This is a genomic window from Cognatundibacterium rivi, from assembly GCF_018139565.1.
In the GTDB taxonomy this organism is placed as follows: Bacteria; Pseudomonadota; Gammaproteobacteria; order Burkholderiales; family Burkholderiaceae_D; genus Undibacterium; species Undibacterium rivi.
The window spans coordinates 38,141-63,013 of record NZ_JAGSPK010000002.1 but is presented as its reverse complement, the minus strand read 5'-3'; the positions used below and the strand labels follow the sequence as shown (position 1 = coordinate 63,013).

General features: G+C 50.5%; 20 protein-coding genes. 10 read left to right on the top strand and 10 right to left on the bottom strand.

Features of this window, described 5'->3' with window-relative positions; translation table 11 throughout:
• Nucleotides 1-2 precede the first annotated feature (2 nt).
• From KDM87_RS04630 to KDM87_RS04605, 6 genes are all read right to left on the bottom strand, one after another.
• The gene (locus KDM87_RS04630) at nucleotides 3-2,261 is read right to left on the bottom strand and encodes a heavy metal translocating P-type ATPase (protein WP_212678014.1); all 2,259 of its coding nucleotides are present in this window, start codon (nucleotides 2,259-2,261) and stop codon (nucleotides 3-5) included.
• An 8-nt stretch (nucleotides 2,262-2,269) separates the two neighbouring features.
• Complete coding sequence (locus KDM87_RS18005; protein ID WP_212678013.1) at nucleotides 2,270-2,509, bottom strand: heavy metal translocating P-type ATPase metal-binding domain-containing protein; 240 nt, start codon at nucleotides 2,507-2,509, stop codon at nucleotides 2,270-2,272.
• A gap of 458 nt (nucleotides 2,510-2,967) precedes the next feature.
• Nucleotides 2,968-3,954, bottom strand: coding sequence for a S49 family peptidase (locus KDM87_RS04620; protein WP_230407642.1), 987 nt, complete (start codon nucleotides 3,952-3,954; stop codon nucleotides 2,968-2,970).
• Nucleotides 3,955-3,974: 20 nt separating this feature from the next.
• Nucleotides 3,975-4,340 (bottom strand): Rieske (2Fe-2S) protein, encoded by a 366-nt coding sequence (locus tag KDM87_RS04615; RefSeq protein WP_212678011.1) that lies wholly within the window; start codon nucleotides 4,338-4,340, stop codon nucleotides 3,975-3,977.
• Between the two features lie 15 nt (nucleotides 4,341-4,355).
• Nucleotides 4,356-5,015, bottom strand: coding sequence for an HAD-IIIA family hydrolase (locus KDM87_RS04610; protein WP_186885569.1), 660 nt, complete (start codon nucleotides 5,013-5,015; stop codon nucleotides 4,356-4,358).
• A gap of 92 nt (nucleotides 5,016-5,107) precedes the next feature.
• Complete coding sequence (locus tag KDM87_RS04605) at nucleotides 5,108-6,073, bottom strand: RluA family pseudouridine synthase (protein WP_230407601.1); 966 nt, start codon at nucleotides 6,071-6,073, stop codon at nucleotides 5,108-5,110.
• Nucleotides 6,074-6,758: 685 nt separating this feature from the next.
• On the opposite strand from KDM87_RS04605, the gene KDM87_RS04600 reads away from it, so the two are divergent.
• The 10 genes from KDM87_RS04600 to KDM87_RS04555 all read left to right on the top strand — a co-directional run bounded on the left by KDM87_RS04600 (nucleotide 6,759) and on the right by KDM87_RS04555 (nucleotide 19,445).
• Nucleotides 6,759-9,809, top strand: a complete 3,051-nt coding sequence (locus KDM87_RS04600; RefSeq protein ID WP_212678009.1) for a ribonuclease E/G — start codon at nucleotides 6,759-6,761, stop codon at nucleotides 9,807-9,809.
• A 275-nt stretch (nucleotides 9,810-10,084) separates the two neighbouring features.
• Nucleotides 10,085-11,413: a chromate efflux transporter gene (chrA, locus tag KDM87_RS04595; protein ID WP_212678008.1), complete on the top strand. Its 1,329-nt coding sequence runs from the start codon at nucleotides 10,085-10,087 to the stop codon at nucleotides 11,411-11,413.
• Nucleotides 11,414-11,503: 90 nt separating this feature from the next.
• The gene (gene moaA, locus KDM87_RS04590; protein WP_212678007.1) at nucleotides 11,504-12,628 is read left to right on the top strand and encodes a GTP 3',8-cyclase MoaA; all 1,125 of its coding nucleotides are present in this window, start codon (nucleotides 11,504-11,506) and stop codon (nucleotides 12,626-12,628) included.
• A gap of 105 nt (nucleotides 12,629-12,733) precedes the next feature.
• On the top strand, nucleotides 12,734-13,345 hold the full coding sequence (mobA, locus tag KDM87_RS04585) for a molybdenum cofactor guanylyltransferase MobA (RefSeq protein WP_212678006.1): 612 nt from the start codon (nucleotides 12,734-12,736) through the stop codon (nucleotides 13,343-13,345).
• A 1-nt stretch (nucleotide 13,346) separates the two neighbouring features.
• Nucleotides 13,347-14,645: a molybdopterin molybdotransferase MoeA gene (moeA, locus tag KDM87_RS04580; protein WP_212678005.1), complete on the top strand. Its 1,299-nt coding sequence runs from the start codon at nucleotides 13,347-13,349 to the stop codon at nucleotides 14,643-14,645.
• Nucleotides 14,646-14,715: 70 nt separating this feature from the next.
• Nucleotides 14,716-15,555: a peptidylprolyl isomerase gene (locus KDM87_RS17915; protein WP_329604895.1), complete on the top strand. Its 840-nt coding sequence runs from the start codon at nucleotides 14,716-14,718 to the stop codon at nucleotides 15,553-15,555.
• 144 nt (nucleotides 15,556-15,699) lie between these two features.
• Nucleotides 15,700-16,032, top strand: a complete 333-nt coding sequence (locus KDM87_RS04570) for a ComEA family DNA-binding protein (RefSeq protein WP_212678004.1) — start codon at nucleotides 15,700-15,702, stop codon at nucleotides 16,030-16,032.
• Nucleotides 16,033-16,130: 98 nt separating this feature from the next.
• Nucleotides 16,131-17,369 (top strand): porin, encoded by a 1,239-nt coding sequence (locus KDM87_RS04565; RefSeq protein WP_212678003.1) that lies wholly within the window; start codon nucleotides 16,131-16,133, stop codon nucleotides 17,367-17,369.
• Between the two features lie 6 nt (nucleotides 17,370-17,375).
• The gene (locus KDM87_RS04560) at nucleotides 17,376-17,801 is read left to right on the top strand and encodes a type 2 periplasmic-binding domain-containing protein (RefSeq protein ID WP_212678002.1); all 426 of its coding nucleotides are present in this window, start codon (nucleotides 17,376-17,378) and stop codon (nucleotides 17,799-17,801) included.
• Nucleotides 17,802-17,813: 12 nt separating this feature from the next.
• Entirely contained in the window at nucleotides 17,814-19,445 is a 1,632-nt protein-coding gene (locus KDM87_RS04555; protein ID WP_212678001.1) for a sensor domain-containing diguanylate cyclase, read from the top strand.
• 55 nt (nucleotides 19,446-19,500) lie between these two features.
• Here the strand turns inward: KDM87_RS04555 and KDM87_RS04550 are convergent, their stop codons facing one another.
• From KDM87_RS04550 to KDM87_RS04535, 4 genes are all read right to left on the bottom strand, one after another.
• On the bottom strand, nucleotides 19,501-20,973 hold the full coding sequence (locus KDM87_RS04550; RefSeq protein ID WP_212678000.1) for a DNA recombination protein RmuC: 1,473 nt from the start codon (nucleotides 20,971-20,973) through the stop codon (nucleotides 19,501-19,503).
• A 77-nt stretch (nucleotides 20,974-21,050) separates the two neighbouring features.
• Entirely contained in the window at nucleotides 21,051-21,503 is a 453-nt protein-coding gene (locus KDM87_RS04545) for a group II truncated hemoglobin (protein ID WP_212677999.1), read from the bottom strand.
• An 88-nt stretch (nucleotides 21,504-21,591) separates the two neighbouring features.
• Nucleotides 21,592-22,233, bottom strand: coding sequence for a glutathione transferase (gene yfcF, locus KDM87_RS04540; RefSeq protein ID WP_408058683.1), 642 nt, complete (start codon nucleotides 22,231-22,233; stop codon nucleotides 21,592-21,594).
• A 72-nt stretch (nucleotides 22,234-22,305) separates the two neighbouring features.
• The gene (locus tag KDM87_RS04535) at nucleotides 22,306-24,831 is read right to left on the bottom strand and encodes an ABC transporter permease (RefSeq protein WP_230407600.1); all 2,526 of its coding nucleotides are present in this window, start codon (nucleotides 24,829-24,831) and stop codon (nucleotides 22,306-22,308) included.
• Between the last annotated feature and the right edge of the window lie 42 nt (nucleotides 24,832-24,873).

Sequence of the window (24,873 nt, the reverse complement as noted above, 5' to 3'; positions counted from 1 at the left end):
AATTAATTCAAGGTCTCCGTCATCACAAATTCTGGCTGAGGTAAAAGATATAAACGCAGCGCATTTAAAACGACTAACAGCGAGCTCAAGGACATACCTAATGCCGCATGCCAAGGCTCCAGCCAGCCAATGATAGCAGCAGGAATCGCAATCAGATTATAAAGAACTGCCCAAGCCAGATTTTCCCGGATTAAGCGGAATGCCTTGTTCCCAACAACAAACCCAAAGGTCAGATCATTTAACCGGTTTGACATGAGTAACAAATCGCTTCTGGTCTGAGAAATCGGTGCGCCTTGCCCCATTGCGACAGCGACATCTGCAATCGCCAGAACTGGTCCGTCGTTCATCCCGTCACCTACCATCACAACCTTTGCCCCTTCTGCCTGAAGCATTTGTACTACGTTGAATTTGTCACGCGGACTCAAACCAGAATGGGCTTCAGTGATTCCACATTGCTGCGCAACCGCCATCACCACATCGTCTCTGTCGCCTGACAACAGCACTATTTTTTTCCCTGCGGCTTTTAGTTTTTGTATTGCATCTACCGCATCATCGCGCAAGACATCTGCCATGGCAAACAACAAAATTACCCCGTCTTTATCTGCCAACATTGACAGGGTTTTATTCGCACAAGCAGCAGGTGCAACAAAATCGGTATGTGTGAGCTCAGAAACGAAATCCGCATTGCCGAGTCGATAGAGTCTGCCGTCGATCTGCGCCTCCACGCCGCCGCCAGCGATTTCTTGTAACATCGCTGGGTTCATGCCTGACGACTGCGCATGTTGTGCAGCTAAACTGTCTGCAATGGCCTTTGCTGCAGGATGTGTTGAGCCGGAAGCCATAACAAATGCAATAGCCTCTGCCTGTACATGCTCCCGCAGAGCCATCGTATCGGATACGCGCAGCTTACCGACTGTGAGCGTACCGGTTTTATCAAAGACAAAGTGTGTCGCTTCCGCCATTGCCTGTATCGCCTTGCCATTTCTGATCAGCACGCCATTTTTTGCCAGCAACCCGATTGCAGCGGACATAACCCCTGGCGTCGCTAAAGATAAGGCACAAGGACAAGTCACCACAATCACACTCACGGCTATCCATAGTGCCCTTGACGAGTCTATATAAAACCATCCGATCGCCGTGAAAGCAGCAATGATCAGAATAATTGTTAAAAACCGACTGGCGTGTTTATCTGCCAGTAAAACGATAGGAGGTTTTTCCGTTGCCGCATTTTCCATCAGGCTGATCAGCGTCGATAATTGCGTATCGCTACCAACTTTTGATGCCTGCATTGTCAGAGCGCCCGTCAGATTAATCGCTCCTGCAATTAACTGATCGCCGACGACCTTAACGACAGGATGAGACTCTCCCGTCATCAACGCCTCATCACATTCACTACGTCCTTCCAGCACAACGCCATCGGCGGGAATTTGCTCTCCGGGAGCAACTAACAGATAATCCCCCACCTGCAAGTCTGACGCATTCACAGTCTGGGTTTGCCTGCTATGCGGGTAATTCATCATTTTTTGTGCTGCTACTTCTGTCAGTTGCGTCAGCACGCGCAAGGCTGCCGTCGTTTTCTTTTGCACCAGGCTTTCAATTAACCTCGCGCCAAGCAACAGAAAAACAAACATGATGGCCGAGTCATAATAAACAGCCCCGCCTTTAAAAGTCGCCCAGACGCTTGCGAAAAACGTCAACAAGATTCCTAACGATACCGGCACATCCATCCCGATATGCCGGTTGCGTATATCGCGCCAGGCGGATTTGAAAAATGGCATCGAAGAAAAGCCTATCACTGGCACCGCGATCAGCATGCTCGCAATTTTCAGTAATTTATCCAGATCAGGCGTCAGATCTCCATCCACTTGCGGCACCGGAACAAGGTAAGCAGGAAACGCATACATCATGATCTGCATCATCGCGAAACCAGCAACGAATAAACGCCAGATCGCTAATTTATTTTCTTTCTTTTCAGCTTCATCTGTGTCGTAACTGACCGGCAACGCACCGTAACCAAGCTGGACAATCGAATTAATGATATTTTTTAGATTATTCTTATCCGCCTGCCATGCCAATTCGGCGCGGTGACTCGCGGCATTAATCTTGAATGCAGTGACGCCAGGAAGCTGACGGACACGAAATTCGATCAGTTGCATGCATGCGGCACAACGCATACCGGACAAACTGAGTTTTTCATGCTGCAACTGATTGCTTTCTGCAGACTCTGCAGCGAACGCGGGGGATGGGTTAACACCAGACATGAATGTGATTAAGTTTCCGTTTGAACGGACTTCGCTTTTAAATATTCTGAAATCATATTGTTCTGCTCAACAGTCCGCAGAATAGCCAGGCAACCGTGACAACAAACCGGTTGCTCTTTCCCATTGAATTTGACGTAAAGAGCTTTGTTCTTACGCATTTTCTCACCGCAATGATAGCAATCAATCTTCTCAGCGCTGTTCTGCGCCGAAGAAAACAGAGCTAATAAGTGACTGAAGGTTATTGCCATGGGAAATTAGAATACAAAGCGGTATTACGAGCTATCTTACATTAAATGGCATATTACCGATTGATTTGACGCAACGCAGAAAGGGACTGAAGCACGGATACTGAAGAAAGACACGCTGCCGACTTACAAATTAAAAAAGACGGCAGCATTGCACTACCGTCTTTTAAGTGTAAGCCCTGAAAGGTGAGGATTCCTAGAAACCTCTGATCCATGTCTAAGATGGAAATAGCAATTCAAATTGTCATCCTTCTACTTCGCACAAAACCGGTACAACGATGAAGTCCGGATCTCATAGAACAACGAACATGGAAACGAAATATTGTCTATATCGACCTCCTGTTTTGAACCAGCTACGTGTCCAATATAAATGAAGAGGAAAAGATAGAAAAGAAAATTAAAACTATGTATGCCGGAAGACAGATTTAAAAAAACAACTAAACAAAATAGATCAAATTAGATCAGCGTATTGATAAACTATTGCTCTTTAGCAGAGAACTGACTGCGCTGCTTCCAAATGAAGCACCAAATTTTTTCAGAACACGTTCAGGCAAGCCCTCTTTCTGTGTGTAATCAACGATATCTTCTGCCTTGATCACATCGCGTGAAACAGACTCCACTGTACCAAAGTCATCCGCCAAGCCCATCTCAACAGCTTTGCTGCCGATCCAGAATAAGCCAGAAAAAGTTTCCGGTGTTTCCTTCAAGCGCTTACCTCGACCTTTGCGAACTACGTCAATAAATTGCGCATGAATTTCGTTCAGCATGGCTTGAGATAATTCTTTTTGTTTTTCGGTCTGCGGTGAATAAGGATCCATAAAACCTTTATTTTCACCTGCCGTCATCAGGCGGCGCTCAACACCGACCTTATTCATCAATCCCGTAAAACCAAAGCCATCCATTAAGACACCGATGGAACCAAGAACACTGGCTTTATTGACATAAATTTTGTCAGCGGCTGCAGCGATGTAATAACCTCCAGACGCGCAAATCTCATCCACTACCACATACAGTTTTTTGTCGGGATAATGCGAGCGCAAGCGGACAATCTCATCATTGATCATACCAGCCTGAACCGGGCTGCCACCGGGACTGTTAATACGTAATATCACGCTCACTGATCCGGCATCAGCAAATGCGCGATTTAATGCAGGAATCACATCTTTAGCACTGGCACTGCCACCAGCATCAATTTCACCATCAATTTCGACCAGGGCGGTGTGATGCCCCAGATTTTCCGTCTGAGCATCGGAGAAACCGGAAAAATAGTAAAAGCCACCAAGAATAAGCAGAAGAAAGGTGAATTTAAAAAATATCCCCCAACGACGGCGCAATCGTTGCTCACGCAGCGACTCGAACAGCAGCTTCTCTAAAACTGCCCTATCCCAGGATGAAGATGTATTTTCTACACTGTCAGCGGGCTTTTTTTCAAACAACGGGTCGTTCATCATCTTACCTTTGTATTCTTTCAGGCAATTACTGCCTGAATATAATCATCCGGATGCCAGTAAACCGTTCCGTCCGACTCGCTGACCTCAATTTTTCTGAGCCGACTTCCACGGCAAGGCCCGCCAGAGCAATATCCTGTTTCCGGCTGATAAATTGCTCCATGCGTTGCACACATAATGAATAAGCCACTGGATTCAATAAACTCACCCGGATTCCAATCCAGCTCAACCGGCACATGAGCACAACGGTTCAGGTAAGCATGTACTTCATTGGCGTAGCGAATGACAAAACCAACGGCATCGTCACTGCCGGCTGTCAGCGGAAAACGCACCCCTTTTCCACCGTTGATCAGTTCTTCAGATTTACAGATTGCGATAGATTTCATTCAGCGCGACTCCACTCAGGCATTTTCTCTGAGCCATTGATGCAACTCCGCTACGGTCTTTGCTGAATACAGAGGATTGAAACCAGACAGCAAATGCGCGTCGTGTGCGCCATACTCGACGGCGACAGCGGCCGCACCGGCGTTATTTGCCATTTGCAAATCATGGGTTGTATCACCGACCATCAATGTCCGCTGCATATCCTGCCCTAATTCTCTGGTCAGCTCTTGCAGCATCGCCGGGTGTGGCTTGGAGAACGTTTCATCTGAACAGCGTGTCGCATCAAACAAAGATGTCAGCTCTGCCGTATGCAATGCCCGGCTCAGGCCAACACGGCTTTTGCCGGTTGCAACAGCCAAAAAATAACCATCCTGAGATAATTCATTGAGCATATCGCGCACACCATCAAACAATGGCAACTCATGGTCTTTTAACAAATAGTGATAACGATAACGCTCCACCATGCGCGGATAGTATTTCGGGTCAACATCGGGCACCGCAGCTTTCATTGCCTCAAGAAGTGATAAGCCAATCACATACGCTGCCGAATGATCGCCAGGTATGGGCAAACCCAGATCTTTTGCTGCCGCCTGAATACATTTGACGATGGTGGCAGTACTGTCCATGAGGGTGCCATCCCAGTCAAACACGATAAAATCAAATTGCTTTTTTGCCATATTAAGAATGAATTCCCCGCCATTTCAGACGGGGACTGATGTTGCTTGTGAGTACCTCGATCATACCATTAATAAACGTTCAAGTTTTTCCGCTACGCCTCCAGGCTGCGCAGAAAGTGTTCGCACTCTTCCGGAAGCCGGGCATTGACTGTCATCGGTTTGCCGCTCTCAGGATGCGTGAAAGTAATCTGATGCGCATGCAAGAACATACGCTTGAGAGCACCGCGTGTTGCCGTTGCTTTCTGCAATGCTTTATTTAAGGGAAAATCCCCATATTTATCATCGCCGGCAATCGCAAACCCACTGGCAGACAAATGCACACGAATCTGGTGCGTACGCCCAGTTTTTAATTCTGCCTCTAACAAAGCAAATTCTTTAAACTTCTTCTTGAGTGTAAAGATCGTGTGCGACGCCATGCCATCCGCTTGCACCCGCACTCGCCGCTCGCCATCGCCTGTGGTGTACTTATGCAACGGCAATTTCACGTGTTGACGGGCATTTTTCCAATCGCCAGAGACCAGTGTGTAATAACGCTTATCGGTCAGGCCATCGCGCATCTGCTCATGCAAATTTGTTAAGGCTGTCCGTTTTTTTGCGATCAGCAGAATGCCGGATGTTTCGCGGTCAAGCCTATGCACCAGCTCCAGAAACTTGGCATCCGGGCGCGACGCCCGTAATTGCTCAATCACGCCATAACTGACACCCGAACCACCATGCACCGCAACTCCGGCAGGCTTATCGATGATCAGCAGATAGTTATCCTCAAACAAAATCGGGAACTCAAGTTTAGGAACGACTTGCGTCGATTGCTCAGCCATACGTATAGGAGGAACGCGGACAACATCCCCCTCCACCAGTCTGTATAACTGATCTATACGCCCTTTATTCACCCGCACTTCCCCAGAGCGCAACACACGGTAAACGTGACTTTTCGGCACGCCTTTACATATACGTAAAAGAAAATTGTCGATGCGCTGACCTGCCTCTTCTTCAGAGATTGTCAGGAGCTGTACCCGGGGCGCAGAAGCTGAAGGCTCTTGCGGAGGCGTTGTTTGCATCTGTTTTTGATGCCTTCCCCCATTAATTATCGCTAAGTCCTTCATTTTGAATATATAATCATTTTCGCTTCAGCAATTACGCTTTAGCAGTGTAATAGAAATAAACAGCTATTTTACACAGGGGTCAGTCCATCAGCCTCGCCAGTTTGCAAATATGATGGAAAAGATGTGTATGCGACGTCGTTGACGGGTCAAGGTGGCAACCAACTGTTGCTGTCGGACTTCAGTGAAACGAGGTTGGATCAGAGAGTTTGAATAGTAAGGATAAGTTAGGCAAGAGGTGCTGGTTTATTGATGAATAAGCATGCTTGCCTATGATGATTCTGGTAGTAAAGGCGATTCCGTCAGACACAACACAATAAGATGGTCTGACACCAAAGTTGCTCATCGCCTGGCGTTGTACTTCGCTATTGCACAAATTTAGCAAGTTCAGACAACGCGGGGGACATGTGCACTCGACTTCGTACCCGAATCAGACGCGCCCGGCGCGAAGCAGAATAAAAATTGAAATTAATTTTCGTCGCAAAGCAGTTTCATCACTGACAGCGATATTATCCTGCTGCGCCACAGGCATTTCCCCCTCCTTCAGACGCTCCGTCCTGGCATACATCCCCATATCAGTACAGTCACATGCTCAGCGATGAATGTGTGACAAAAGATGACCAACAGGTCACGGAGTAAAAACATGAAACGTATGCTGTTCAACGCAACACAGCAAGAAGAACTGCGTGTTGCTATCGTCAATGGGCAAAAACTCATCGACATTGATATCGAGACCGCCGGTCGCGAATTACGCAAGTCCAATATCTACAAGGGTGTTATCACCCGCATCGAACCTTCTCTCGAAGCCTGCTTCGTCAACTACGGCGAAGAACGTCACGGTTTCCTTCCATTTAAAGAAGTCGCCCGCTCTTATTTCAAAGAAGGTATCGACGTCCGCAACACCTCCATCAAAGAAGCCCTGCGCGAAGGCCAGGAAATCATGGTGCAGGTGGAAAAAGAAGAACGCGGCAACAAAGGTGCCGCACTGACTTCCTTCATTTCACTGGCAGGTCGCTATCTGGTGCTGATGCCAAACAACCCACGTGGCGGCGGTGTATCGCGCCGGGTGGAAGGCGAAGACCGTCAGGAATTGCGCGACACAATGGATAAGCTGGATCTGCCGACTGGCATGTCCGTAATTGCCCGCACTGCAGGCATCGGCCGTAATGTCGATGAATTGCAATGGGATCTGAACTACCTGATGCAACTCTGGCGTGCGATTGAAGGCGCTGGCAAATCCACACCGGGTGCCTTCCTGATTTACCAGGAATCCTCACTCGTCATTCGTGCGATTCGTGATTACTTCCAGCCGGATATCGGCGAAATCCTGATCGATACCGACGAAATTTACGAACAGGCACAGCAGTTTATGAGCCACGTGATGCCCGACATGGTGCATCGTGTGAAGCGTTACAGCGACGACGTGCCGCTGTTCTCGCGTTTCCAGATCGAACATCAGATCGAGACTGCTTACAGCCGCACAGTACCATTGCCATCCGGTGGCGCAATCGTCATCGATCATACTGAAGCTTTGGTCTCTGTTGACGTCAACTCAGCACGCTCTACCCGCGGTGGCGACATTGAAACCACGGCGTTCAACACCAATCTGGAAGCTGCAGAGGAAGTTGCCCGTCAACTGCGTTTGCGTGACTTAGGCGGTCTGATCGTGATCGATTTTATCGACATGGAAAACGCCAAGAACCAACGCGAAGTCGAACAACGCCTGAAAGATGCGCTGCGCTATGACCGCGCCCGCGTACAGATGGGTAAAATTTCCCGCTTTGGCCTGATGGAATTATCACGCCAGCGCTTGCGCCCTTCCCTGTCCGAAGGCAGCCACGTCACGTGCCCACGCTGCAATGGCACTGGCCACATCCGCGACACCGAATCTTCTGCATTACAAGTCCTGCGTATCATCCAGGAAGAAGCAATGAAGGAAAACTCTGCCGCGATTCATGCGCAGGTTCCGGTCGATGTTGCTGCGTTCCTGCTGAATGAAAAACGTGGCGAAATTCTGAAGATCGAAACGCGTCATCGCGTGACGGTGATTCTGATTCCGAACACACATCTCGAAACGCCGCATTACAAACTTGATCGTCTGAAAACGGATGATCCACGTCTGGAAGAACATCACGCCAGCTACGCCATGGCTGAGCAAGCGGATACGGATATCGGCTATAGCAAACGCCAGAAAGAAGATATCAAACCACGTCAGGAAGCTGTCGTGAAAAGCATCACGCCTGATCAGGCACCTATCGTCGAACGCAAAGAGGTAGCGACTCCGGTTGCAGTTGCAGCGCCTGCGCCGGGCTTCTTCAGCAAGGTAATGGGCTTCCTGTTCGGCAAATCAGAAGCGCCTGCCACTGTCGAAACACCTGTCGTCAGCGACGATAAATCGGCTGAACGCGATCGTAATGGCCGCAACTCACGCAACAATCCACGCAATCGCAACCGTCGCAATCGTGACCGCGACGAGCGTGAAGATCGCCCGACCAACGCAAATGGCCGTAACGACAAAGCTGAAAAAACGGAAAAACCGGATACCGACAAACCGGCGGTAACACAAGAATCAGCACGTCCCCCAAAGCAAGCGAAGCAAGCCCGTGAACCACGCGAGCCACGTGAGCCAAAAGAAGGTCAGGAAAATCGCCGCGAACGTCAGCAACGTCAACGCGATGAACGCAAAGAAGCAATGACAGCCGATGCAAAGGCCGACGAGCAGATTCAGAAGCATCTTGATCCGGTGCCGGTACAAGTCGTTCCGGAAACTTTGCCAGTCAACGGTGTTGAGCCTGTTGCGGACAACGAGAATACGGAGCAAAGCGAAGAGCGTCGTCGTCGTCGTCGTCGTGGTGGCCGCAACCGTAACCGCCGCGATCGCGAACCAGGTGAATTGAATGAGCAAGGCGAAGTCATCGCGGAATCTGGTACCGAAGCCTTTGTCCCCGTTGCGACTGATGCAAGCAGTGGGGCAGCACCGGTAACGATAGTGACGCCAGCGCCTGTTATTGAGGCAATGGCACCTGTCGCCGCAACTGTTGCAGCAAGCATTACAGCAACACCAGTTGTGCAGCCTGCGCAGGAAACGCCTGTCATCTCAGTAGCTCCGGTTGCACCAGTGATCGCTGTCGCGACGCAACCTGCACCTGCTGAGGTTTCAGCGCCAGCAACAGAAGTCAACAGCGCACCAGTTGCGCCAGCGGTCATCAATGCTGTCGATGTTGTTGCAGCGCCGGTTGAAGTTGCCGAAGTAAAAAATGCCCCTGTTTCTGCACCAGCGGAAGTTGTGGAACCGGTAGTAACCGCACCAGCAGCAACGCAGACTGAATCGGTAGCAGTTGCGGCTGAACCAGCACCAGCCATCGTTGTCAGCGTGATTGAGCCGGTCGCAGTTGTCGCAACAGAAGCAGCTGAAACAGCAAAAGCAGCAGAAGTAGCAGAAGTACCGGCGACACCGGTGCCAACGCCTGCGCCAGTTCGCACCAAGCCTGCTGCAGCCAGCATGCCTGTTGAGGAACTGAAGCAAATGCTGAACGCCGCAGGTCTGGAACTGGCAGTGACCAATCCTGAAAAGCTGCGTGCAGCACAGGATAGCGTCAGCCAGACGACAGCACCGGCACGTGTGCCACGCGAGCGCAAGCCATTGCCGCCGGCATCGACTGAGCCGCTGGTTCTGGTTGAAACTCGTCGGTAATCCGAGGCGATCGTTCAACGCTGACATGCAGCGTTACACAAAGTCGGCAAACTCAAAAAGTTTGCCGACTTTTTTACTTTTATTGGATACTCCCCCCATTATTGAGATAAATCGGGCTATCCTCAGCATATTTAAAGGGCTAGAAAATATACTCCCCGGGAGTATATTTACCCCGATAATCAGGCATTTTTGCATCGTGCGTTGCGACAACGGCATGCTGAAGCGCAACTCCTCGCTCCATTCAATCCTCACCAGCCAATATCAATATCAACGCCATGGAAACAACGACGCATCCTGATCAGGCTATTTCTCTCAAAACGGCTTTCTGGTACTGGCTGAAATTAGGTTTTATCAGCTTCGGCGGTCCGGCCGGACAAATTGCGATGATGCATGCCGAACTCGTCGATCAGCGGCGCTGGATTTCCGAGCGGCGTTTTTTACATGCGTTGAACTACTGCATGCTGCTGCCAGGGCCGGAAGCGACGCAACTCGCGGTGTACATTGGCTGGCTGATGCACAGAACGATAGGCGGGCTGATGGCGGGCATTTTGTTTATCCTGCCCAGCCTGTTTATTCTGATTGGTCTGTCGTGGGCGTATATGGTGTTCGGCAAACACCATCTCGTTTCCGGCGTACTGTATGGCATCAAACCGGCCATCGTCGCGATTGTGCTGGCTGCCGCCTGGCGTATCGGCAGCCGTAGCCTGCGCACGCATTTTCTGAAGGGAATTGCTGCCTGCGCCCTCCTTGCCATCACTGTATTTAAACTACCCTTCCCCGCCATCGTTCTGTTCGCCGCGTGCGCTGGTGCCTTGTTCAGACAGCATTGTCAATTGCCAACCGCACACCCTGATGCAGACAGCGGACAAAGAACACATCCGCACGCGCTGATCGACGATGACACGCCAACGCCGCCGCATGCACGCTTTTCACTGCGCCATCTGATACTGGTTGCTCTCGCTGGCCTGGTATTGTGCGCTGGCGGCTGGAGCCTGATTGCTTATGCGACGGGCTGGCACAATCCATTGAGCGAAATGGCATGGTTATTTACCAAAACAGCCTTATTGAGTTTCGGCGGCGCCTACGCCGTGCTGCCGTATGTTTTTCAGTCTGCAGTCGATCATTTTCAATGGCTGAGCGCGGCGCAGATGATGGATGGTCTGGCACTCGGTGAAACCACACCCGGACCGCTGATTATGGTGGTGGCCTTTGTCGGTTTTGTCAGCGGCTGGAATCAACTGCCATTGGGCGCAGACAGCCAGTTATTGGCTGGATTGCTGGGTGCCTGCATCGCTTTTTTCTTCACCTTTCTGCCATCGTTTATTTTTATTCTGGCAGGCGGCCCACTGGTCGAATCGACCCGCAACCAACTGCGCTTCACCGCGCCGCTGAGTGCGATTTCAGCCGCGGTGGTCGGCGTCATCGTCAGTCTGGCCGTATTTTTTGCGAGCCACGTTTTTTATACCGAGCAACAGCAATGGGATCTGCCCGCCATCGCCTTAACGATGCTCGCCTGCATCCTTGTATTTCGCTTCAAACCCGGCACAATAACTTTGCTGGCAATATTTGGCGCACTCGGTTTGTTGTGTCAAAAATTGATCTGAATCTAGCTGAAACAAGCGGGGAAAAATCTTCTTTTCGTTCTCATGGTATTGTCTCGGCTTATGCAAAAAACAGTCTGAGTTAGCACTTCAATGACGGAAAAATTTATCCCCCTGACCGACCTGAGACAGCAGTTATCACAACTGAAAATACCGCCCCGGCTGATCGAGCCGGACGGATTTCTCAGTGATACGCTGGCGCGGCCTTTGCACGATTTACGCATATCGGTCACAGATCGCTGCAACTTTCGTTGCGTTTACTGCATGCCAAAAGAAGTCTTCGATAAAGACTATCAATATCTGCCGCACACCTCATTACTGAGTTTCGAAGAAATCACCCGCATTGCGCGTATTTTCATTGCACATGGCGTCAAAAAAATCCGCCTGACCGGTGGCGAACCCCTGCTCAGAAAAAATATAGAAAAACTGGTTGAGATGCTGGCCAGTCTGCGCACAGCCGATGGCAATCCACCCGATCTGACCCTGACGACGAATGGCTCGCTACTCACAAAAAAAGCGCAAAGCCTGAAAGATGCCGGATTAAATCGCGTAACGGTGTCGCTCGACTCGCTGGATGACGTCATTTTCAAACGCATGAACGATGTCGATTTTTCTGTCGCGCAAGTACTCGATGGCATCGATGCGGCGCAGGCGGCGGGACTGGGCCCGATCAAAATCAACATGGTGGTCAAAGCTGGCGTCAACGATCACGAAGTAGCGGCCATGGCGCGCTATTTCAAAGACACACCGCATATCTTGCGCTTCATCGAATACATGGATGTCGGCGCCTCCAACGGCTGGAAACTGGATGAAGTTATTCCATCGGCACAGATCGTTCAGCGCATTCAGGATGCGGGCATGCCGCTCAAAGCGATGACTGCAAACTATGTCGGAGAAACGGCAGAACGCTGGCAGCATCTGGGAAGCCAGAGTGAAATTGGCGTCATTTCCAGCGTCACTCACGCTTTCTGTCACGATTGCAGCCGCGCACGCTTATCCACCGAAGGCAAGTTATACACCTGCCTGTTTGCCACCCACGGCCATGATTTGCGGGCATTATTGCGCGATCCGGCCAAGCATTCCGACCTGGCAATCGCCAATGTTGTCGCCAGTATCTGGCAATCAAGAAGTGATCGTTATTCTGAACTGCGCAGCCAGCAAACGGCTACCGATCAGGAGCAGCGTAAAAAGATAGAAATGTCATACATCGGTGGCTGACCGGCAACGGTTCTGCCTGAAATGCAGCAATGCAGCAATGCAGCAGATCACTCCAAAGAAATCAGCGCCACAATAAACCAACACTTCAGAGTAAAGACAAACAACATGACAGGCATAGACAAACAACTGATCACCGGCCTGATTCTGGCTGGTGGACGTGGTACCCGCATGGGGCAAGTCGATAAGGGCTTGCAGAGTTTTCGCGGTGCGCCAATGGCGTTGCATGCCCTGATGCGGCTGTCACCGCAGGTCGGCGAAATGATCATTAACGCGAATCAGAATCTGGCGGTCTATGAAAGTTTCGGCACCCAGGTCTGGCCCGATCAGATTGAGGGTTACGCCGGCCCGCTGGCGGGAGTACAGACCGGTCTGGTCCATTGCGAAACACCGTATATGCTGACAGTGCCGTGCGACTCACCTCTATTACCTGCCGATCTGGCAGAGCGTTTATCGCTGGGCCTGCTCAGCAATGATGCCGATCTGGCGGTCGCGGTTACCACAGAATATGAAGATGGCGTTGCCCGCCGTCAGTCTCATCCGGTATTTTCTCTGATGAAAGCCTCGCTGCTGGACGACCTGACCGCTTTTCTGACGCAGGGTGGCCGCAAAGTTGACGCATGGTTCCAACATTTACGTATTGCTGAAGTCGTTTTCGAGGACAATACTGGCTTTCGCAACATTAATACTCTGCAAGAACTAAGACAATTCGAGACCTGATATGACTCACGCTTCCAGCACATCCAGCTTGCACGACATCGTCAGTTGTATGTCGGATTACGATCCGCATGCACTTCCCGTCGCCAAGGCGCAAGACATCATCGCGCAATTCATCGCACCTGTTCAGGCAATCGAAAAGCTGGCGATCCGTCAGGCATTAGGCCGCGTGCTGGCGACGGATATCGTTTCCGGTATTGACGTTCCGGCGCACGATAATTCGGCGATGGACGGTTATGCGCTCAATGGCAGCGACCTGCCAGCGACCGGCATCCGCGATTTCAACATAGTCGGTACCGCCTTTGCCGGGCGGGCTTATCACGGCGACGTCGGTGCCGGAGAATGTGTACGCATCATGACAGGTGCGGTCATGCCAGCTTCGTGCGACACCGTGATCCCACAAGAATTTACTACCAATGCCAGCGAGGCGCAGGTCGGTATTCCCGCCGGCAAAGTACGTACCGGAGACAACCGGCGTCTGAAAGGTGAAGACCTGGCGAACGGCAAAACAGCTCTGCAACGCGGCAAAATTTTGCGCCCGGCAGATCTTGGTCTGCTAGCCTCGCTCGGCGTTGCCGAAGTGCCGGTACAGCGTCGGCTGCGCGTCGCGTTTTTTTCAACCGGCGATGAATTGCGTTCACTTGGCGAACCACTCGATGAAGGCTGCGTTTACGACAGCAACCGCTACACTTTGTATGGCATGCTGAGCCGTCTTGGCTGCGACATCGTAGACATGGGTGTCATCAAGGATGATCCAGCAGAGCTGGAAGCCGCCTTCCGCTCCGCCTGCGAAAATGCCGATGCCATCATTACCTCGGGCGGCGTATCCGTTGGTGCCGCCGACTACACCAAGCAAATCATGGGCAAGCTGGGCGACGTTGCATTCTGGACGATAGGTATGCGCCCCGGGCGACCTATGGCCTTCGGCAAAATTCACTCACAAGGAAAAAGCGCCTACCTGTTCGGCTTACCGGGTAATCCGGTTGCTGTGATGGTGACGTTTTATTTCTTTGCACGCCAGGCTTTGCTACACATGATGGGTGCGAATGCAGCACCGCTGCCATTGATTCCGGTCATCAGTAAAACCGCGATACGCAAGCGTCCCGGACGCACTGAATACCAACGCGGCATTCTCACGACGAACGCGAGTGGCGAATTAGAAGTCAGCGTGACCGGCTCGCAAGGTTCCGGTATTCTTCGTTCGATGTCCGAAGCCAATTGCATGATCGTTTTGCAGCACGATCAGGATCAGGTGTCCGCTGGCGACAAAGTCACCGTTTTGCTGTTCGACGGAATGCTATAAAACCATCATTTCCAGCTATTCTGGCATGAGACAAAGTACAATTCATTTTTCTATTTAGACGGAGATCAGAGTGAAAGCTTCAACATGGTTACTGGGTACATGTACATCCCTCGTTTTACTGAGCGGCTGCGGTGGATCTAAAGAGACGACGACCGTGCTCGCCACGGTCAGCAGCGTCGAAAATTCCCAGATTGCTTATCGCAAAACATACACGATGACGATCAACGGCCAGAATCTGGATAAGGGAATTACTGTTGTCAATCCACTCTGCCTTAGTCTGACGGAAGTCGCAGGCGGTTCTGCCACAAAACGTACGTTCACGTGCAAAATCGTCGGTGTTGGTACAGGCGTAGCAACCATCACTAACGCCAGCGGCGGCAGTTTGTATCAGGCTTCACTGACATCCTCACTGAGCGCGCAGCCACAAGTCACAATGGGTACCAGCAAAGGAAATATCGTCATTGAATTGAATCCGGCCAAAGCACCTGTCACCGTTGACAATTTCCTCAACTATGTTGAGAGCGGTTTTTATCCAAGCAAAATCTTCCATCGTGTTGAAGCCAATCTTGTGGTTCAGGGTGGTGGTTACACAGCAGATCTGCAACTGGCACCAACCTCTGCGGCAATTAAACTGGAGTCAAGTAATGGTCTGAGCAATACCCGCGGCACCATTGGTATGGCACGTACCAGCGTCGCCGATTCTGCAACATCCCAGTTCTATTTCAACACTGTCGATAACACTGCTTTTGATTACAGCAGCACGAATGCCGGTTATGCGGTGTTCGGCAAAGTCGTTGCAGGTCTGGATGTGGTTGATCTGATCCGCGTGGTACCGGTATCAACACAAGGAGGTTTGAGTAACGTTCCTGTGACTCCGGTCTTCATTACTTCAGCAACGCAAACGCAATAAGATGCGCAAGTATGGATAGCTGCTGTATGCTATCCATACCAATCGCATTTCGTCGACAAATCGACGATTAAATCATCAATCAAATCAGGTACGCATCACGTACAACACGGCCTTAATTATTCAACCTCTGGTATGGGAGTTCATATGAAGAATACGTTAAAGAAATTGTTGATATGCGCGGGTTTTACTTTGCTCGCAACTGGTGTCGTTCATGCTAAAGATGAGGCAAAGAAAGCGCCAGCGGCGGCCTCTGCGTCCGCAAGTGCAAAAACTGAACTGCTCGATATTAACAACGCCAGCAAAGAAGAATTAGCAACCCTGCCAAAAATTGGCGATGTCCGTTCCGATGCCATCATCAAAGGTCGCCCTTACAAAGGCAAAGATGAATTGTTGACGAAAAAGATACTGACTAAAGACGTGTACAACGGCATCAAAGATCTGATCATCGCCAAACAAAAACCAGCTGAAAAGAAATAAGCCCTTTGTTCAGACAAGAATCAGAGCATTATTCGACGCTGCCGGAATCCGCTACCCGCTGCTAAACACAACGGGTAGCGCAATATAAAAATGTATCTATGTCTGCTTGGTCATTAAAACTTTCCATCCTGGCGCTTGTCGTACTCAGCACACAAAACACTGCCGCTGCTGGCGAAAAAGACTATTCAATTACAGGTTTTGGTACCCTCGGCATATCACACAGCGATACCCGTCAGGCAGACATTGTGCGTGATTTATCGCAAGATTCTGGGGTTGGCTACACGCGACAGACCGACGCTGGTATCGACAGTAATCTGGGGCTGCAAATCAACCGCAGTTTCAGCGACAATTTTGATGCAGCAATCCAGGTCGTCAGCCGGAAAAGCGCAGATAACTTCGCCCCCACTGTAACCTGGGCATACGCCAGCTACAGCCCCGATGACAAATTTCAATTACGCGCCGGACGTTTAGGATTTGACGTCTATATGCTGGCAGATTCGAGAAATATCGGCTACTCCTACACGTGGGTACGGCCGCCGATCGACTTTTTCGGCAGACTTATTGTGTCTTATTTTGACGGAGCTGACACAGTGCTATCCCATCCTCTGGGCAATGGTCATCTCAAGGCGAAGTTTTTTTATGGATTGGCACGTGAAAAAATTTACCTCGGGTCAGCGAACAAACACTACTCGCTGAATCATTCGGCGTTAAGTGGCGGTCATCTTGAATACCAGCAAAAAAACTGGACAATCAGAGCGGGCTATTCTGAACTGAAACTCGCCGACGACTACAGCCAGTTTGATCCCATCGTGGCTGAGTTAACATCCCCGTCAATTACGGCAAGTGTTCCGGCCTCGTTGGGTATCGCAGATCAGCTGACTACGCATGGAAAAAAATTAAAATATACGTCGATTGGTGCCGTGCTTGATCACGGGTCGCTTCAGGCGCAACTCATGCTAGGCCGCATCGAGTCCGATTCAGTGCTGTTGCAAAACTCAGATGCAGCGTATCTGACGATGAGTTACCGCATAAAAAAATGGACACCCTACGCTACCGTTTCCGCTTCCCGCCAGCAAGGCGCCGATAAACAAATAACGACAGACCCGGCGCTATCACCGCGGCTGAAAAATACAATCTCCGGAATCAACAAACAGCTGACGCCAAACGGTCAGCAGACTTTTACCGCAGGGATCCGTTACGATCTGGGCGACAACGCCAATATCAAAGTGCAATTCGATCATATCCGTAGTCAGAAACATTTCCTGGTTCGCAATCCGCAAGAAGGATGGGATGGCCATGCGAACCTGCTGAGTGTTGCCTACAACTTTGTATTCTGAATCTGCATGCCATATCTGATCAATTTTTTATGTCTGGCGTTGCTGCTTATCTGCGGCAATGCGTCAGCAGAGCTTGCCGTGATTGCGAATCCCAATAGCGGTATAGAAAAACTCAGCAAAGACGAAGTCATCAACATTTATATGGGAAGAACCAGAAAGTTACCGAATGGTTTAACTGGCATGCCGATTGATCTGAGTAATACCAATCATGAAAAAATGCAGTTTTACTCTCTGTTGGTGGGTAAAGAGCTGGCAGAGATCAACTCGTATTGGGCCAGATTACGTTTCTCCGGACTCGGGCAACCGCCATTACAAGTCAACAGTATGGAAGACGCAATCAATCTGGTCAGTGAGAATAAAGGGGCAATTGCCTATATTGACAGCAAGAAGATCGACAAAAGAGTTAAACTCATACTCCTTCTGAGCAACTGATTCCCCTTCTGCATGCGCCAACTGATTCGAAATAATATTGCGATACGCAGCTCCCTCGCCTTGCTGGGAGTCAGCTTAATTATCGGCATCTTTTTTTCATTGGCCAGCTATGTTTATTTTTTTGATGACGAACAAAAGCACACCATCAGCACCATGCAGGATCTGCTGAATTCGGCAGAAAATACCGCCAGCATTGCCTGCTATCTGTCTGACAAAAATCTTGCCAATGAAGTCGTCAACGGCATCAGCAAAAATAATGTCGTCAGCAAAGTTACGATTCATAGCGGTAAAACAATGCTGGCCGTCTCACAAAAAACTTCGATTCCCACCTCATTTGAATTGCCGTTTTTCTTCAAACACTATCCGGATTTCATCAGCAGAGAAATTTTCTCGCCGTTCAATCCCAGAGAAAAAGTCTGTACGGTGAACATGGAAATCAATCAGGCAACCGTTAATAAAAACAGTACGGAGAAAGCCCTGTTTATTGTTGAATTGCTGTTGTTTCAGAATCTGCTGATCGCATCTGTTTTATCGTTGATCGTCTTCGTATTTTTTACACGCCCGATCAAAATCATTTCTGACCGATTACATGCCCTGTCACCACAAAAAGGTGAATTACTGAAGCACCCTGAAAACAATAAGGAAAATGAATTGGGGCGTTTAGTTAACGATGTGAATCAAATTATTGCAGATCTGGTTTCGTCGCTCGATGAAGAAAAAAATTTGCGGCTTCAACATGCGCTGGAAGAAAGAAAATTTCAAACCTTTTTTGAAAATGCTGAAACAGGTATTTTCAAAATGAATGGTAAGGGTGAACTGCTCTCTTACAATCAGGCCCTGACACGCATGCTCAGCATTGCAACTGACAACGGCTCTCCTTCCGCGGCGCTGCTTGATCTGATCAGCGGGCAGGAATTACGTCTGCATCTGATGATCGACGCGGCCTTAAATGAATCCCGGGTGGTATCGGAAGATTTTTGCATAGAGCCAGGCAGACTGAAAGAGAAAAAGTGGATCAATATTGTGTTGCATGCGGCTGAAAATGATTTATTGCAAGGCCTAATCAACGACATTACCGAGCGCAAGTACAAAGAAGAAGCAGCCCAGCAACTGGCGATCACCGATCATTTAACCGGTCTGAACAATCGCTTGGGTCTGGAACGAAAACTCGCTTATCTGATGAAAGAAAACGCACACGGACATCCCTCTCCATTTTTTCTGTTATTGATCGACCTGGATAAATTTAAGGAAGTCAACGACACTTATGGTCATAAAGCGGGTGACTTGGTGCTGATCCATTTCAGCACCGTCTTGACAAATATTTTAAGAAAAACCGACTTCATTGCCCGCCTTGGTGGTGATGAATTTGTCGTCTTGTTATGCGATATGACGGATCAGGAGAAAGCGATAGAAATCGCCGGCAAGATCATTACCGAAGCATGTCGCCCTATCGATGTCGGCCATGGAATCAGCGCAAGTACAGGTGCCAGCATCGGTATCAACTATGCGTCCGGGGGCATTTTTTCGGCGGAAAAATTACTCGCAGAAACGGATCTGGCCATGTATGAAGCGAAACAAAGTGGTCGCAGCGCGTATGCGATTGCCAGATACGAATCCAGCCCGGATCAGGCACAATCTATCTGAGCGCGGGCAATTCAAAGTGCAGCAACAGAATAAAAACAGCGATGCGACCAGGTCGCTATTCTGAACTTAAATCATCTTCCGCAACACCGAGCAAGCTTTGCGCAACATCGGTCGGCAACGCCTCTACTTGCTTGAGTTTGCGCGTCATCTGACGGGTCCGGACTTCGGCATTGTCGATATTTTTTGCTGCCCGCTCCAGTGTCAGTTTAGTCGCTGCCAGCACATCTCCAAACTTGCCGAATTCCGTTTTCACGGCACCCAGCACCTGCCAGACTTCAGATGAGCGCTTTTCCAGTACCAGCGTACGGAATCCCATTTGCAGACTATTCAACAAGGCCGATAACGTGGAAGGCCCGGCAATAGAAACGCGGCAGGAACGTTGCAATTCATCTGCCAGGCCGGGACGACGCATGACTTCCGCATACAAACCTTCGGTCGGCAAAAACAGAATCGCAAAGTCAGTCGTCAATGGTGGTGACAGATATTTTTCGGAAATTGTTTTTGCTTCGCCACGTATGGCACGCTCCAGTTCTTTACCGGCCGTCGCCACACCTTCGGCATCGGCACGCTCAGCAGCATCGAGCAAACGCTCATACTGCTCTTTCGGAAACTTCGCATCGATCGGCATCCAGACCGGTGCTTTGTCATCTTCCTTACCCGGCAATTTAATCGCGAACTCGACCCGCTCGCCTGTGCCCGGTATCGTTTCAACATTCTTTGCGTATTGATCCGGTGTCAGCATTTGCTCCAGCACCATTTCCAACTGCACTTCACCCCAGGTGCCACGGGTTTTCACATTGGTGAGCACACGTTTCAGATCGCCGACACCGATCGCCAGTTGCTGCATCTCACCGAGTCCCTGATGCACTTTTTCGAGACGATCAGACACCAGCTTAAATGATTCGCCTAAACGCTGTTCCAGCGTTGCGTGGAGTTTTTCATCCACGGTCTTGCGCATTTCTTCGAGCTTGCTGGCATTTTCCGCTTGCAGTTGCTGTATTTTTTGTTCCAGCGTCGCACGGATTTCCCCCATGCGCTGGGCGTTGGATTCGGTCAGACTGGTCAAAGTCTGATTCAGCGTGTCCGCAAATGCTTTCAGACTGACGCCCTGCTCTTCACGCGCATTCTGGCTTTGTTGTATCAAGGCCAGACGCATCTGTTCCAGCTGCTGGGCATTGCTTTCGCTGAGCTTGACTAATTGCTGGGAAAAACTATCGATCTGATTTTTCTGTAAGGTTGCGACACTGGTTAATTGTGTTGCCAGCCCCTGCTGAAACCGGCTGAAATTGGCGCCTAATTCCTGACGGGTTGCCAGAGCGGTTGACTGTACTTGTTCACGTAACGAACGTTCAGTGCGCTCCTGACTCAGCATTTGCTGTTGCTGCGCCTGCTGTAAAAAATTTTGCAGCGCCAGCAAATCCAATGTCGGCACGTCATTCTGCCCGGAACGATGACGCAGCAAGATGATCGCTGTTAAGACGATCAGAACCGCCAATGCAAGCAGAATCAGGATTTCAAATAAAGTCATGGATGAAAAATATCGACTACAAAAAAACAAGAGACACCTAACATCAGGCGGCTTTTCTGCCTGAACCGCGTTAGCGCTTATCCCGGCGTGTTGCGCATCCAGTCAGCGGTCTGATAAAACGACTGCATCAGATGCTGCTGCAAGGGTTCGGCAATGCCGACATCCTGCATCGCCCACGCCATGCAACGCAGCCATTGATCGCGCTCATCACTGGCTATTGCATACGGCAAATGACGCGCCCGCAAACGCGGATGACCGAACTGACTGATATATAAATCCGGCCCGCCCATCCAGCCGGATAAAAACCAGAACAGCTTGTCACGCGAACTATCTAGCGGCGTCGGATGCATCGCCCTTACACCGGCAAACTCCGGCTCCAGCTCCATCAGGTCATAAAAACGATCGACCATTTCGCGTAATTTATCCGCGCCACCGATCAGTTCATACAGATTGGATTTTTCTTCTTCAGTGTCAATGCTTGTCGTTGTTGTTGTCGCTGCTGCGTTTGCTGTTTGCTCGTCTTGATTCATGGTTCACTCTTTGCTACTAAACGTGTAAGTCACTGTTTCACTGTGATGTTATCTGTCCGCCGTCAGAAACGCGTCTGCGATAGTTTTGTTATAAAGCCGGACGTTCCTGATGAACCCAGCTTTGTACCGATGCACGCTGCCATTGATGCCGCGCATAGTCACACAAACGAGCAGGAACTTCATCACCGTGCATCGCCAGACGATTCAGCATCAATGCCAGATCGGTATCGGCAATACTCCATTCACCAAATAAATTTTCTGCTCCGGGTGGTAATAAAGATTCAGCAAAAAATATCAGGCTGTCTGCCGCAGCTTTAGCCTCCGCCGACAAAGGAGGATACTTTTGTCCGTAAAAATTCACCAGTGTGCTGCGCTCTACGCGAATCGGCATCAGATCGCTGCGCAGCCATGCCTGCACCTGACGCGCGCGGGCGCGCAATTCTGGCGACTTCGGATACAAAGCAGTACCCGGAAAAACTTCATCAATATATTCGGTGATCGCCGAAGATTCGGAAAGCTGAAAATCCCCGCGCTGCAGCGTCGGTACGCGCTGGGTTAATGAAATGCTGGTGTATTCGTTCTGGTAATTGATTTTCGCCGCCAGATCAACCGTCACCAGCTCAAATTGCACGCCCTTTTCGAGCAGCGCGACATAGGCCGACATCGCATACGGGCTGGTGTACTTTGCGTCAACGTACAAACGTATCGTGTCTTTAGTATTCTGATTCATGCTCATTCCTTTCTTGTTCGGCGAAATTCTGCCTGATATATTTTTTGTGATCGCTTGCTGATCGCTTTTAATTTACGCCTCACGCAGACTCAGCAATGGCGGTTGATTCAGCACATTGCGCAAGCCCAGCCAGCCACCGATCATCGCGCAGACAGCGCCGACAAACAAACCTGCAATCCAGACCAGCGGTGAAAACGTCCATTCAAAATTGAAACTGAATTTCGCCAATGCCCAGCCTATCGCCGAAGCGCCGCTGGCAGCGAGTAATCCGGCAAGGCCACCGATCAGTAAAAACTCTACCCACTGCGCGCGGGATAATTGCGCACGGGTCGCGCCTAAAGCTCTGAGCAACGCGGCTTCACGCATACGCACATCCTGCGAGCCAGCCAGCGCCGCATACAACACCAGTACGCCTGAAGCCAGTGTGAACATGAATAAAAACTCCACCGCCGTAATGACCTGCTCCAACACATCCTGCAGTTGCTTAATCATTGCGCCGACGTCCACTACTGTCAGATTCGGATAATCCAACGTTAACTGGTTAATGAATGCCATTTGCGTTGGCGGGACACGAAATGCCGTAATCCAGGTTTGTGGCATATCAACCATGGCCTTGGGGTTGATCACCACAAAAAAATTCACCCGCATAGAACCCCAATCCAGCTTACGCAAGCTGGTGATTTTCGCCGTGGTCTGTTGCCCGGCAATATCAAACGTCAACTGATCGCCAAGTTTGAGTTTCAGCGTTTTGGCAATCCCCTCTTCTACTGATGCTTCAGGTGCCGTCGCGTTTGCATCGTCATACCATTTTCCGGCAAGCAGCTTATTCATCTCCGGTAATTCTGTCATCGTCGAGAGATTAAACTCTCTGTCCACCATGCGCCGCGCCTGATCCTCCGCATAGGTATCAGGACCAATCGCATTACTGTTCACCGCGATCAGACGACCACGTATCATCGGATACATGCGCGGCTGCCCAAAACTCGCGAGGCGCTGCGCAATTTCCTCTTTCTGATCAGGTTGGATATTGATGATGAACTGGTTAGGGGCATCCGGTGGGGTCGATTTTTTCCATGCCGTAATAAGATCACCGCGCACCACGGTCAGCAACAGCAAGGCCATCAGACCCAGTGCCAGCGAAACCACTTGTATCACCGTGGCACCCGGGCGCCGCTGTAATGCGGTGACGGCAAAACGCCACGCAGAAAAGTGGAACAGATTCCGCATACGTTTGAGCGACAACACGCCAGCCCACGCAATCAATGCAAACAACAACATGCCGCCGAGGAAGCCCACCGCAGTCAGCATGCCGAGCTTGATATCGCCGGTCTGCCATAACAGCAAACCAAGAAACATCGCCAGACCCAGCGCATAGGTTGCCAGTGTCAACGGCTGCGGCGCATCCTGTTCGCGACGGATGACGCGGTTGTGCGGCACATTGCGCAATTGCAGCACCGGCGGTAACGCGAAACCCACCAGCAGCAACAAGCCCGTCGCAACACCCTGCGCTGCAGGCAACCAGCCTGCCAGCGGCAGATCTTTGGCCACCAGCGCGCCCAGCCATTCCAGCAACACATAATGTCCTGCATAACCAAGCACGACGCCCGCCACGCTGCCGACCAGCCCCAGCATCAGAAATTCGATCAGATACATGGCGCTGACCTGATTCTGCGTCAGCCCCAGACAACGCAACATCGCACAAGCATCCAGATGACGCAGCATGAAACGCCGCGCAGCCATCGCAATCGCGACCGCCGCCAGCATTGCCGACAACAGGCTCACCAGCGATAAAAACTGCTCGGCACGATCCAGCGTTGCGCGCATTTCAGGGCGGCCGGAATCCAGCGATTCCAGACGTACGCCTTTCAGTTGTTCTCGTTCTATTGTTTGCTTGAGTTGCGTCTGATAAGCCGCAATCGCTTTCGCATCTCCTGCCATCAGCAGGCGATAAGTCACGCGTGAGCCGTCCTGTATCAGTCCGGTCGCGGCTAAATCGTCTAATGAAATCATCGCGCGTGGCGCAAAGTTCATAAAACCTGCACCACGATCAGGTTCGTTCGCAATCGTCTGCGTAAAACTGAATTCCAGATCACCCAGCTTCAGTTTATCGCCAACATTCAGGTTCAGCGCCAGTTGCAAAGCAGGATCAAGCCAGACCGTGCGCGAAGCCGGAATATCCCGCGTCAGAACTTCAGCCACCCCAGACTTGTTTTGCGCACCGCCAGGCTGATGTAATTTGAGATTGCCGCGTAGAGGATAGGCATGACTGACCGCTTTCAGAGACACCAGTTTCGCTTGCGCCTGATCGCCCTCACCGGCAATCGCCATGCTCGGAAAAACGACCGTTTCTGCGATACGCAAGCCGCGCCGTTCTGCCTCGGCGCGCCATTCCTGCCTCACCGGCTGGTCTGCACTGACGAGTAAATCCGCCCCCAGCAACTGATGCGCGTCACGATTCAGACCGCTGCGCAGCCTGTCAGTAAAAAATCCGACCGATGATAACGATGCCACTGCAACCATTAATGCAATGATCAGAAACCGCAACTCACCCGCACGCCAGTCGCGCATGGTCATACGCCAGGATAAACCAAATATCATTCGCCTACCTTTGCCAGAAAGATCAACATCGACTACATCAGG